At 48.2% G+C, this 13,278-nt stretch carries 11 protein-coding genes; all 11 read right to left on the reverse strand.

Annotated elements, in window-relative coordinates; all coding sequences use genetic code 11:
• Positions 1–130: 130 nt before the first annotated feature.
• Complete coding sequence (locus M1D61_RS15570) at positions 131–385, reverse strand: AbrB/MazE/SpoVT family DNA-binding domain-containing protein (protein ID WP_046215508.1); 255 nt, start codon at positions 383–385, stop codon at positions 131–133.
• 222 nt (positions 386–607) lie between these two features.
• The gene (trmL, locus tag M1D61_RS15575) at positions 608–1,072 is read right to left on the reverse strand and encodes a tRNA (uridine(34)/cytosine(34)/5-carboxymethylaminomethyluridine(34)-2'-O)-methyltransferase TrmL (RefSeq protein ID WP_458119575.1); all 465 of its coding nucleotides are present in this window, start codon (positions 1,070–1,072) and stop codon (positions 608–610) included.
• Positions 1,073–1,234: 162 nt separating this feature from the next.
• Complete coding sequence (serC, locus tag M1D61_RS15580; protein ID WP_458119576.1) at positions 1,235–2,323, reverse strand: 3-phosphoserine/phosphohydroxythreonine transaminase; 1,089 nt, start codon at positions 2,321–2,323, stop codon at positions 1,235–1,237.
• Between the two features lie 249 nt (positions 2,324–2,572).
• Entirely contained in the window at positions 2,573–3,997 is a 1,425-nt protein-coding gene (gene glnA / locus M1D61_RS15585; protein WP_458119577.1) for a type I glutamate--ammonia ligase, read from the reverse strand.
• A 519-nt stretch (positions 3,998–4,516) separates the two neighbouring features.
• Positions 4,517–5,581 (reverse strand): 3-deoxy-7-phosphoheptulonate synthase, encoded by a 1,065-nt coding sequence (aroF, locus tag M1D61_RS15590; protein ID WP_458119578.1) that lies wholly within the window; start codon positions 5,579–5,581, stop codon positions 4,517–4,519.
• 463 nt (positions 5,582–6,044) lie between these two features.
• Positions 6,045–7,019 carry a 4-hydroxy-3-methylbut-2-enyl diphosphate reductase gene (locus M1D61_RS15595; protein ID WP_458119579.1) on the reverse strand — a complete coding sequence of 325 codons (975 nt, stop codon included), beginning with the start codon at positions 7,017–7,019 and terminating at the stop codon, positions 6,045–6,047.
• Between the two features lie 130 nt (positions 7,020–7,149).
• Complete coding sequence (locus M1D61_RS15600) at positions 7,150–8,688, reverse strand: sensor histidine kinase (RefSeq protein WP_458119580.1); 1,539 nt, start codon at positions 8,686–8,688, stop codon at positions 7,150–7,152.
• A 73-nt stretch (positions 8,689–8,761) separates the two neighbouring features.
• Positions 8,762–9,451: a response regulator transcription factor gene (locus tag M1D61_RS15605; RefSeq protein ID WP_458119581.1), complete on the reverse strand. Its 690-nt coding sequence runs from the start codon at positions 9,449–9,451 to the stop codon at positions 8,762–8,764.
• A gap of 241 nt (positions 9,452–9,692) precedes the next feature.
• Positions 9,693–11,363, reverse strand: coding sequence for a S1C family serine protease (locus M1D61_RS15610; protein WP_458119582.1), 1,671 nt, complete (start codon positions 11,361–11,363; stop codon positions 9,693–9,695).
• A gap of 211 nt (positions 11,364–11,574) precedes the next feature.
• Positions 11,575–12,234: a response regulator gene (locus M1D61_RS15615; protein WP_458119583.1), complete on the reverse strand. Its 660-nt coding sequence runs from the start codon at positions 12,232–12,234 to the stop codon at positions 11,575–11,577.
• The gene (locus M1D61_RS15620; protein WP_458119584.1) at positions 12,206–13,273 is read right to left on the reverse strand and encodes a histidine kinase; all 1,068 of its coding nucleotides are present in this window, start codon (positions 13,271–13,273) and stop codon (positions 12,206–12,208) included. Before M1D61_RS15620 ends, M1D61_RS15615 begins: the two co-directional genes overlap by 29 nt.
• Positions 13,274–13,278: the final 5 nt, after the last annotated feature.

The following is a 13,278-nucleotide window of genomic DNA, read 5'->3' on the forward strand; positions in this document are numbered from 1 at the left end:
TGCGTACCAGCAGATCAAGGAAGTCAGGGGCTTTTGTATGGTTCCGTATGATTATTCATTGACTGTCAGCACATACTGTCTGACCCTTTTAGCGGATCTCTCTGACAATTAATGTTACTCATTAAATGAATTAGGCATTTTTGGGAATCAAATTCATCTCTGTCACGCACTGTGCACAGATATAGCGTTCTTTAAATTCACTGACTTCTTCCATGGATCCGCAGAATACGCATTTTGGACGGTATCTCTCCAAAATAATATGGTCGCCCTGCACCAGAATCTCAACTGGATCTCCCTCGTTCATCTGATATCTCTTACGCAGCGATTTTGGTAACACGATTCTTCCCAACTGATCTACTTTACGTACAACGCCTGCCGGTTTCATACTAGTATACACCTCTCTGTTATTCATTCTGTAGCATCATTGCTAATGCCGGTTGCAGAAGTAACGGGAAAATAAAAGAATACAAAATTTGGAATATCAGCTATATATTCACTAAATTTCGCTTTTCTTAATATTCTCCACTTACTTCTAGAATCCTGCTAACTTTTACTAATTTCTATTACTTCTTTTAGAAACCATGCTTTTCTCACCGGAAAGCTATGATTAACCCATCCCCGGAAAATCCAGTTGACGGAGTGCTTCATACACGATAATGGCTGCCGAATTCGAAAGATTCAGCGAGCGCACACTATCGGTCATCGGCATTTTCATGGCAGTATCCGGATTAGCTGCGATCAGCTCGGGCGGTAATCCTTTGGTTTCTTTGCCAAATACAAAAAAGTCACCATCTTGAAACTTAAAATCAGAGTATCTGTTTTTAGCTTTTGTAGTTGCATAGAAAAAGCGATGTCCCGCATAGGACTTTTGTACTTCTTCAAATGAGTCATGATACTCAATATTGACGGCATGCCAGTAATCGAGTCCTGCTCTTTTTAGTGTAGCATCGTCTGTTCTGAAGCCTAAAGGACGTACAAGATGCAGGTAAATTCCTGTAGCTGCGCATGTTCTGGCAATATTTCCGGTGTTAGCTGGTATCTCTGGTTCCACCAATACAATGTGTAGTGCCATAGTTCTGTTTCCACCTTATTTCATAGTACTTTTTGATTATAACCTATCTCGGTAAATTGCGACAGCTTTTGACAAAAAATAGTTGAATTTTTTTTAAAAAAGCCTCCCCTTATGGGAAGGCTTTACTTATTTACGCAAATATAGAGGTAAAAGTTGCTCCGCTTAACTGTTTTTCGCCTGGAAATCTTTCATGAATTCCACCAGTGCTTCACAGCTCGCGTACGGAACTGCATTGTAGATCGATGCACGCAAGCCGCCGACACTACGATGGCCTTTGAGACCGACAAATCCAGCCTGCTCCGAAGCTTTGGCGAATGCTTTGTCGAGCTCTTCACTAGGCAGACGGAACGTAACATTCATATTGGAGCGACTGGCGATGTCTGCAGCTCCCTTATAGAAGCCTCCGCTCTGATCAATTGTATCATAGATCAAAGAAGCTTTACGCTCGTTATTACGGGCTACGCCTTCCAGTCCTCCCTGCTCTTCGATCCACTTGAGCACTTCATTAACCATATAGATGGCAAAGGAAGGCGGTGTATTATAGAGGGAGTTATTTTTGAGATGTGTGCTGTAGCGCATAATAGTCGGGATACTTTTCGGTGAATCGGAAAGAAGTTCTTCTCTCGCTACTACGACAGTCACACCGGAAGGACCCAGATTCTTCTGTGCACCGGCATAGATCATTCCGAACTGACTCATATCAAGCGGTCGGCTCAGGATATCGCTGGACATGTCCACGATCAGGGGCACCTTACCGGTATCAGGGAACTGCTGGTATTGGATACCACCGATCGTTTCATTGGAAGTGAGGTGCAGATAGGCTGCATTATCGGGAATCTGAATATCTTCCAATGCCGGGATCTGCATATAGTTCTGTGCCTCCGAGGACGCCGCCACATGCGTCTCACCGATCAGCTTGGCTTCACTGATCGCTTTGTCGGCCCAGCTGCCTGTAGCGACGTAGCTGGCCGTCTGGCCTTCACCTAGCAGGTTCATCGGCAGCATCGCAAACTGCGTGCTTGCGCCGCCCTGCAGAAACAATACTTTGAACCCTTCCGGATTTCCCAGCAGCGATAACAGGCGCTGCTGAGCTTCATTATGTACGGACTCGTAGACAGCACCACGATGCGACATCTCCATGATGGACATTCCGGTACCCTGATAGTCTACAAACTCTTTCTGTGCGCGTTCCAATACTTCCAGCGGCAGCGCCGCTGGTCCGGCATTAAAATTATAAGCTCTCTTGGTCATCTCTTTTCTCCACCCTTTCAATTCAGCATTGCACCTTTAACCCGTTAATTGAATGATGTCAGGTTTGTGATAATTATCGATATGATATCAGCAATTGCCGGGACGAGCAAGTGCTTTTTGTCACTATACCATTTAGTAGGTCCCTATATTTATTTCATTTAAAAAATCCTCCGGAGCAACAGTTCCGGAGGATTCTAAAACCAGAAGGTTTAGTTGAAATGGGTTACCCTTTCGCCGGCAATCAGCGAATTAGCAATCGTAATACAGGCTGAATTCGTGCGGATGTACACGAATCGCTACATCTTTGGCTTCAGCGCGTTTGAAGGCAATGTAATTGGCGATAAAGTCTTTGGTGAATACGCCGCCTTCTGTCAGGAATTCATGATTTTTCTCGAGTTCGTCCAGTGCTTCCTCCAGGGAAGCCGGTACACTGCGAATGCCTGCTTTGTCTTCATCAGACAGCTCGTAGATGTTTTTGTCAAAAGGACCGTAGCCCAGTTCGCGAGGGTCCATTTTTTTCTTGATGCCATCCAGACCTGCCATCAGCATCGCGGAGAAGGCTAGGTAAGGGTTAGCCGTGGAATCCGGTGTACGGAATTCGATACGACAGCCTTTTGGTGTAACGGAAGCGATAGGGATACGTACCGCTGCAGAACGGTTACCTTTGGAGAATACGAGGTTAACCGGTGCTTCGTAACCAGGAACGAGACGTTTGAACGAGTTGGTGCTCGGGTTGGTCAGTGCGATCAAGGCCGAAGCATGGTACAGGATACCGCCCAGGTAATGCAGTGCCATTTCGCTCAGGTTGGCATAGCCGCCTTTTTCGAAGAACAGCGGCTTGTCACCGTCAAAGATCGATTGGTGAACGTGCATTCCGCTACCGTTGTCGCCAAACAGCGGCTTCGGCATGAAAGTTGCTGTTTTGCCGTATTGTTGTGCTGTGTTATGCACGATGTATTTGTATTTCAGCAGGTTGTCTGCTGTGCAGCGCAGTGTGTCAAAGCGGAAGTTGATCTCCGCCTGGCCGGCAGTCGCCACTTCGTGGTGATGACGCTCGATTTTGAGGCCCGCTTCTTCAAGCAGACGGCACATTTCACTGCGGATATCCTGCTGGGAGTCTACCGGAGCTACAGGTACATATCCGCCTTTTTTGCGGATTTTGAAGCCCATGTTGCCGCCTTCTTCAGCACGGTTGCTGTTCCAGAAAGCTTCGTTGGAATCTACAGAGTATGTAGATTGATTCATGCCGCTATGATAACGAACATCGTCGAAGATGAAAAATTCGGATTCAGGGGCAAAGAACGCCGCCGTACCTACACCGCTGGATTGCAGATACTCTTCTGCTTTCTCAGCAATGCCGCGAGGGTCACGCTCATAGCGATCTCCGTCCGGTGTGTAGATGTTGCACATCACGTTCAGTGTTGGGTGAGCGGTAAACGGATCAACGAATACAGATTCGGGATCTGGCATCATGACCATATCCGATTCTTCGATTCCGCGGAAACCAGGAATGGAAGAACCATCAAAAGCTACACCATTTACAAAAGTCTCCTCATCCACTTCAGTAGCTGGCAAAGAGATATGGTGTGCACGTCCAGACAAATCCACAAAACGGAAATCGAACCACTCAATATTGTTTTCCTGTGCGAGTTTCAATACATTTTCTACCGGCATTTGTACTTTCCTCCCCAAATTTCCGAACATTACAACTTTTTCTGATGTACAATGTTCATTTTCTCGTTTTTTTTCTTTCGTCATTATAAAACGTAAAACCTGACATCGTCAATAGCCATGTTAGATATTTCTGGATTCAATGTAAGATATACTTACACATTGTAGCTTACCAAAAAAGAATTCGGCTCGTCAATTCTGCTCCAGAAATACTGTATTACCACTATGCTTTAACGCGTCGAACCAATGTTTAAAAGGCATCATACTTCATCTGCAAGGAAACTACAAGTACCGCTTTTTAAGATTTCAGGTTCAATCGGCGCTGCCGCCAGCAGCAGTCAGGCTTAACCGGATTTTCAAAAATACTTTATTTCGCTCTGCCACAGGTAGATTGGCGTGTTATTCACCTGCTGCACCCTAAAGAAATCCATGTCAAAAAGACCGGTTCCTGATGGATACCGGCCTTTTGAAAAGCGACCTGATTTATACAATTCACCTTTCACAAAGGAATGAAGGCAACAATTAACTCTGCAGTTGTGGAACAAACGATTCTATCGGTTCTTTGGCCGTGGCAAAGCTCTTGCCGATGATCGGAGACAACTGCTCCAGCTCACGCAGCAGACGGGCAAACTGATCCGGGAAGAGGGACTGTACACCGTCACCGGTCATGGAATTATCCGGATCGGTATGCATCTCGATAATCAGACCGTCTGCACCAGCGGCTACGGAAGCACGAGTCATCGGCTCTACCAGCTCACGCCGTCCAGTACCATGGCTCGGATCGGAGATAACCGGCAGATGGCTCAGATGCTGCAGGACAGGAATAGCCGACAGATCCAGCGTATTACGTGTGTAGGACTCAAATGTACGTATTCCGCGCTCGCACAGCATTACATCAGGATTGCCGCCGGCAAGAATGTATTCGGCCGCATTCAGCAGTTCGTCATAGGTCGCACTAAACCCGCGCTTGAGCAGTACCGGTTTGCGGACTTCCCCCAGCTTACGCAGCAGATCGAAATTCTGCATATTGCGTGTGCCCACCTGCAGAATATCGGCGTATTCGGCGCAGATATCCACATATTCCGGTGTCATCACTTCCGTAATGGTCAGCAGACCGTGCTTTTTGCCTGCTTCAGCCATCATGATCAATCCTTCGACTCCGACTCCCTGGAAGCTGTATGGTCCGGTACGCGGCTTGAATGCACCGCCGCGCAGTACCTGTCCGCCTGCCGCCTTGACAAGACGGGCAATTTCATCGATCTGTTCCGCCGATTCTACGGCACATGGTCCGCCCATAACGACCAGCTCACCGCCACCGATTTTGACATCTCCAATCTGGATCACTGTATTTTCCGGATGAAATTCACGGCTGGCCAGCTTGTAGGATTTTGATACTTTCTCTACCTTGTCTACACCCGGCAGCTGCTGCAGATGCTCTACTAATGCAGGCTTGACCGTGCCGATCATGCCGACCACCGTATGATCAGATGCATGGGACACATGCGCCTGTACACCCTCCTGCTCAATAACTTCGATAATGCGATTCAGCTGCTCACGGGCAGCCTGGTTGGATACGATAGCGATCATATATATTCTTCCTTTCTCGGTTTAAATGAATGATGGGCCAAGCTCTATGATCCGGCAGGACAGTCAGCCGGATGTCTTCGACTCTCTGCTAACTTGAATGATCTGAATACTTCTAAAGTACAGCTCATCGTGGAATCCCTTAACTTGTAAACAGGTCGTAGATTCAACCTAAAGCACTCTGCCGGCGGGCTGTCATAACTTTAATGACAGTCTATTCTTCCGACTTTAACACTTGTACGCTTTTACGCTTTTAATTACTAAAGCAAATATACAAGAGATTCCTCTTCATGTCAAGTCGGTATATTTACCTGTCTAATAGAAGTAACGCTGTTACATAATGCAAAAACTTATACGTATTATCTAAACATAATTGCCCAAAAAATAAAAGAAAAGTGTCTGTTCTTTTGCAGAACAGACACTTCTTTCTTACAAATCAATGAACTTCATAACGGATAATGCACGATTAATGACGTACCGGCTGATTGGTTGTTCTGCCTTTTTTCTCGCGTACCGGCGGAAGCAGACGGTTCGGATTCACCGTGCGCACAATCTCCCAGGTCGACGGATCATTATTATCGTATTGCTCCAGATAATTGATCACTTCTTTGGTGATCGGCGTCGGGGTGGAAGCTCCTGCCGTTACCGCTACACGGGACTTGCCTTTGAGCCATTCCAGATTGAGCTCGGTAATATCGGAGATGCGGTACGCGGTTACACCGGCGATCTGCTCGGATACCTGAGCCAGACGGTTGGAGTTATTACTGCGTGGGTCACCGACGACGATGACCAGTTCTGCCTGTCCTGCCTGCTCGGCGACCGCTTCCTGACGGACCTGGGTCGCCAGACAGATTTCATTATGAACTTCGGCTCCCGGGAACTTCTCCAGCAATTTTTTCATAATAATGCGAATATCCCACTGGCTCATCGTTGTCTGATTGGTAATCAGAATACGCTCGCCGGAAATATTCAGCTGTTCAATCTCTTCTTCCTTTTCGATCAGGAAAACATCATTCGGTGCGACACCAATCGCACCTTCCGGTTCGGGGTGATCCTTTTTGCCGATATAGATAACCTGATAGCCTTCAGCTGTCTTGTCACGAATCAGATCATGGGTACGTGTTACGTCCGGACAGGTAGCATCGACCGTAGTCAGGCCTTTCTCACGAGCCAGGCGGCGTACTTCGGGAGATACACCATGGGCGGTAAAGATCACCGTACCGGTATCCACCTGCTCCAGAATCTCTACCCGGTTGGGTCCATCCAGTGTAATAATGCCCTGATCTTCAAATGCTTTGGTCACATGACTGTTATGCACAATCATGCCCAGTATATAAATCGGTCGCGGCAGATCAAGGTTCTGTGCGGCCTGCTGTGCAATCACCATAGCGTCAACGACACCATAACAGTATCCACGTGGCGCAATTTTCACAATTTCCATATAAGCTTAACACCTGCTTTCTGGGGTTTGCTTCACTTCAAGCAATACCACCATTATACTCCATAAATAGGTGTGCAGGAAAGGTGAACCCTCTTCCGATCGGCATCTTCCCTGCAGTTGATAAGGATGTCTACTCCGGTTTTTCCGGTTTGGCAGGCTTCGACGGCTTGCGTCTGAATTCCCTTTTGGAAGATTTCTTTTCTTCCTTGTTTATTTCCGGAAGTTCCAGAATTTCATCTTCCGGTACCAGCGTGCCAGGGAGATTCGATCCGTCCACCGGTACCGCCGCAAGCGGAAGCCAGATGACAAATGTGGTCCCTTTGCCTTTGGCGGTGATCACCTCCACTGAACCTTCATGCTCATCGATAATCCATTTGGCAATCGATAATCCCAGACCGGTTCCCGGTGTTACGCCGCGTGACTCATCCGCCCGGTAGAAGCGTTCAAAAATATGCGGTACTTCTTCTTGATCCATCCCGATCCCGGAGTCGGTAATACGGATGCCAATCTGATCTTCGTATAACACGGTATCCAGCGATACGATACCCTCAGGTGTGTATTTAAACGCATTTTCAATAAAGATAAACAGCATCTGCTGCAAATAATCCTTGTTGCCATAAATAAAGTATTCCTGCAGGCTCGACGTATCGACTGGCTGCCAGTCGGCACGGTGGGGAATAAACTGTGCACGCCGCACGACTTCTTCTACTAATTCCGCTGCAGGCAGGCTTTCCTTGGCAATCATCTGACCGGCATCGGCTCTCGCCAGGGACAGCATATCGTTTACGAGCCGGCTCATGCGCTTGGATTCGTCTGCGATATCATTGATCGCTTCCATAGACATCTGTTTGAGACTCTCTTCATCCAGATGAGGCGCTTCATGCGGCTTTTTGTTCCATGCTTTTTGCAGCAGATCGACATTGCCCCGGATCGTCGTCAGCGGCGTACGCAGTTCGTGCGACGCATCCGATACAAATCGTCGCTGCGCAGTATACGCTTCGGCCAGGTCTTTGTAAAAGGTCTCTGTCCGGCTAAGCATACCGTTGACCGTGCTGATCAGCTGACCGATCTCATCGTTGGGACCATCATAATCAATACGGACACTGAGGTCTCTGCCATTCTGGATCTGATTAGCTGCCTTGATCACTTTGCCGATCGGAGCCATCGATTTGCGGGCGAGGAACAGACCGAGCGTAAAGGCAATAAATAATGTCGCCAGAGATCCGACGATTAGAGTCACCCGCAGATCGTCAAACAGCTGATGGGCATCCGTCATGTCTGCAGCAATGATCAATACACCGAGCAGCTGCGCTGTTCCATCATCGTCGATCGCACCGGGAATACCTGCATAGGCTACCAGATAAGAGCGCCCGTTATAATCGATTTGTCTGAGATCATCCGGAATTTTGTTGGCTGCCGGAATCTCCAGGAAACCCCCGTTATATGAAATATCCTTGCTGCTGTCCGTATAATTTCCGAGCTTGATCCGGAAACCGGACTCCAGCAGGCGGTTATAATCCTTGCGCGAAGGGGCCATATCGACATGTCCCTCACTATCCGGCATACTCACTGCCACTTGTATGCGGCTGATCTGATCATTCAGCCGATTGCGCAGCTCCTGATACGTATTGAAGTAAACAAAAGTGTATATAGCAACACTGAACAGCATTAATGTCACCGCTAATATGCCGGAGTACCATACTGTCAGTCTTAAGCGTATTGACATACTGTTAGTCCTTTCTTCAGCTGTTGCTTCTCAAAATATAACCGGCGCCTCGAATCGTCTGAATCAACCGCTTGCCGCCGTACTCTTCCGTTTTCTGGCGGAGCATGGCAATATAGACTTCCAGCACATTGGACTCTCCGCTGTAGTCATAACCCCATATTTTATCCATAATCAGATCGCGTGACAGTACCCGCTTCGGATTCTGCATAAATAAATGCAGCAGTTCAAATTCCTTGGCGGTCAGCTCCAACCGCTGTCCATCACGCATTACTTCGCGTGCCTCCGGATCGAGGCTCAGATCTTCAAACGTCAGACGACTGCTGCTCGAATTGTTCGTATCCGGTTTGCGGCGCAGCAAAGCGCGCACCCGTGCCAGCAGTTCCTCCAGTGCGAACGGTTTGACCAGATAATCATCGGCCCCGGCATCCAGTCCTTTAACCCGGTTCTCCACTTCATCCTTGGCGGTCAGCATCAGGATTGGCACCGAGCTGCCGGCTTCCCTTACCCGGCGGCACACTTCAAAGCCATCCACCTGCGGCATCATCACATCCAAAACCATCAGCGCCGGATCATTTTCCAGCATTTGATTTAATCCTTCCGCACCATTGGATGCGGTCAGCACTTCGTACCCTTCAAAAGCCAGGCCCCGGCGGAGCATGGAAATAATTTTCTCGTCATCATCAATAATTAGAATGGTCGGTCTCATGGCTCGTTCTCCTTCAGACAGGTTTATGGGCTACAGCAGCATATCCTGTGTTATTCGATAGTTAGTTCCATTGTATCAATGAATGGATAAATACACTATAGCCGCACAAAAGGCGGAAAGGAATATCCCTTCCGCCTCCAATCTATAGTTACCGGATACACTCATTGATCCGGAGTATGAAATATAAGATACTGCAAAATGCATGTTCATATGCCTGTTCGCTTGATGCAAAGTCCTGCTCTTATTGTCCGCTGCCAGAACCGGAACCGTTCATGGTATTCTCATAATTATTGCGGTCACCGATTTTCACTTTGACCTGTGATGATTTGCCATCACGAATAATATTCAAGGTCACGTTATCTCCTACCGACAGCTTTTGGATCGCTGCAATCAGATCCTGGCTGTTGGAGTAATTGGTGCCGTTGATTCCGGTGATGACATCGTAGGAGCGCAGATCAGCCTGATAGGCAGGAGATCTGTACAGTACTTCGGTCACGACAGACCCGCTGGTTGTATCAATGCCCAGCTGTTGGGAAATCTCCGGTGTCAGCGTCATCAGGGAAGCCCCGATAAATGGAACTGGTGTAGCCGGAATTTCTTTACCGTTTTTGAGTTTGTCCACTACCTGAGATACTACATTGGATGGGATCGCAAACCCGATACCCTGTGCTCCCTCACTCACCGCCGTATTGATACCGATAACCTGACCGTTCATATTGAGCAGCGGTCCACCGGAGTTACCTGGGTTAATGGAAGCATCGGTTTGCAGCAGATGCTGATAGTTTGTCGACTGACCATTGGATGCATCGGAAGCGGTGATTTCACGCTCTCTTGCACTCAGTACACCTGCGGTCACCGTATGATCGAATCCCTGCGGGTTACCAATTGCCACTACCCAGCTGCCGATCGTCATATCGTCCGAGTTGCCGAGCGAGATATAAGGGAAATCAGTCTCTCCTTCGGTCGGTTCAATTTTCAGGACAGCCAGATCAAGGTCATCGCTTTTACCCATCAGTTTGGCTTCATAAGGTGTTTTGTTATTTTCCAGCGTTACCTGAATAACATTCGCTTCACCTACAACGTGGGCATTGGTCAGAATATAACCGGTTTTATCGAAAATAAACCCGGAACCGATACCGAGCGGTGTTAATGAACTGGATGAGCCGTTACCACTGCCGCTACCATTTCCGCTACCGCCGTAGCCTCCACCATTGCCACCGCGGCCCTCTCCCTGATCACCGAAGAAGAAACGGAACATTGGATCACTGTACGGGTTGCTTCCGCTGCCGCCACTGCTGGAGCGGGAATTGGAGTAAGTCTCGATTTTGACGACTGCCGGACTCGCTGTTTTGGCTACATCTGCGACATCCGCAGAGCCTGCAGGAAGAGCAGCCTGTGTAATTCCGCTACTGGGTGGAGTGGTGGTTGTTGCCGCGGCGCTTGTTGCGGCCGGAGCATCCGGGGTGAACAGATTCGCACGATCTGCACCATACATTCCCGCTGTCATGACGATCATGCCTGCCAGCACGGAAGCCACTACTGTTTTTACGGGGCTTTTCGGTTTGTGGTATTGGAACTGGGCTGGCTTGCGGCCGCCGGCATCTCCGCCGCTGCCATTATAGTTGTTATGGATATTATTTAGTGGATCTGAATAATTGCTTCCGGAGGCGGAGCTGTAGACCGGCTGTACAGGCTGAGGAGGAGTCACCTCTACATCTCTTGCTGCCGGCACCGACTCCTGATAGGATTCTGTCGGCTGTTCTTTGTCTTTGTTAAAGGATTGAAACGGACCATAGGAATAATAGTGTGATTGTCCATTGTTGGTGCCCGCTTCGTTCGAATTTGCTGTATTTTGGTTTTGGCTGCCAGATTCCGAGCCGTTATTCAATTCATTTCTGTTCTTGTCTTCCATGAAGATAACCTCCCAAATTCCCATGATATGAATGCCGTGTGTATATCTCACTTGGTACATTCTTATATTCGCTTATTAACCTTAATTACACATTAAAAACAATTAAAAAGATAATAAATCCAAGGTCAATAATTAAAATTTCATGGAAAAGAGGGTATACCTGCAATTCGCGCGATCAGAGACTGTTATGCTTCATTATTCGGGCGCATTATTAATACTGGGTCACCCATCCTTTGCGATGGGCATAGATGGCCAGCTGGGTACGATCTTCCAGTTCGCACTTCATCAGCAGGTTGCTGACATGCGTTTTGACCGTTTTAATGCTGATATGTAATTCTTCCCCGATTTCCTTATTGCTGAGTCCTTCGGCGATCAGCATGAGCACTTCACGTTCACGTCCGGTCAGGTCAGAAGCTTCTTCCTGCACAGAGCTTCGCTGGCGAATACCACGGGTGAGCGCCTGGGAAATGTCTCCTGTCATGACCGGCATTCCGCGGCTTGCTCCCTGCAGAGCATAGATTAGCTCTTCGGCAGAGACCGTTTTCAGAATGTAACTGACTGCTCCCGCTTCAATCGCCTCCACGACCATATCGTCTTCCAAAAAACTCGTTAAAATGACGATTTTCAGATACGGATAACTTTTGAGCACACACCGGGTCGCTTCTACACCGTTCATTACCGGCATCATCATATCCATCAAAATCAGATCCGGCATCTCTGTATCTGCATACTGATCCAGCAGATCGATCACCTGCTGACCGTTGGCCGCTTCGGCGATTACTTCAAATTGTTCTTCCAGCATTAGATATGTTTTTAGTCCCATCCGCACCATATCATGATCGTCAGCCAACAATATTTTGATCTTGTTCACGCTCATTCACTCCCCTGGAATTGGTATCAAACTTGGGAATATGGATACGGATGGTCGTTCCCGCTCCAGGTGTACTGATAATCTCCGCCTGCCCACCCAGCTTCTCCGCACGCTCCGACATAATCGTCAGTCCATAAGAACCCTGCTTGTGTATGCTCAGATCAAATCCTTTGCCATCATCACTAATATGAAGGGCGATATGATGAGGCTCCTCCTGCAGCGACAGGCTGACAATGGTAGCATCCGCATGTTTGACAATGTTGGCCAGCCCCTCCTGAATAATCAGAAAAAGCTGACGCTCCTTCGCCTCATTCAATTCCCCGCTCAGTTCAATATCCTGCATGCCTTTGAGCCCGTTGTGACGGCAGTAATCCGGAAACCACACATCCAGCGCTTCGGGCAGGGAACGTCCTTCCAGTTCCATTGGACGCAGCTGGGTAATCAGTGCGCGCATCTGCTTTTGGGCCAGCTGGGACATCTGGATCAACTGCTCCATTACAGCCCGGGCCTGCTGCTCATTGCGCTCCAACACTTTGGGCAGCGAAGACGCAGACATATGAATAGCAAACAACTGCTGGCTGACCGAGTCATGCAGATCGCGTGCCATACGTCGTCTTTCTTCCAATACAGCAGTCTCGGTCTCTCGTGTACGCTCCATTACATCCTGCTCACCGAGCTGCTGTAAAATATGCATTTTGCGTTCGACCGTACTCATCATTTCATTGAACTCCTGATGTACACGGTTAAATGACGCATCTTCACTCGGTCCCATACGGGTGTTAAAGTTGCCTTTGGCAACCTGGGTCATCTTAAGATGCATATAATCGATTCGCCGCTGTACCCGCTGACCGGCCACATATCCGGCGACAAGCGAGACCACGATCAGTCCGCCAAAATAATAGAAGGAATTATCAGGCAGATACTGCAGATTGGAACTCCGGCTCAGCGCCAGATAGATCATGCTGGACATCAGAATACCGAACATTCCGAAAAATCCGATCAATTCCCATTTCAGGTTGTTGAACCATTTTGTTCTCATCGCTT

It is taken from the genome of Paenibacillus sp. Z6-24, assembly GCF_054161335.1.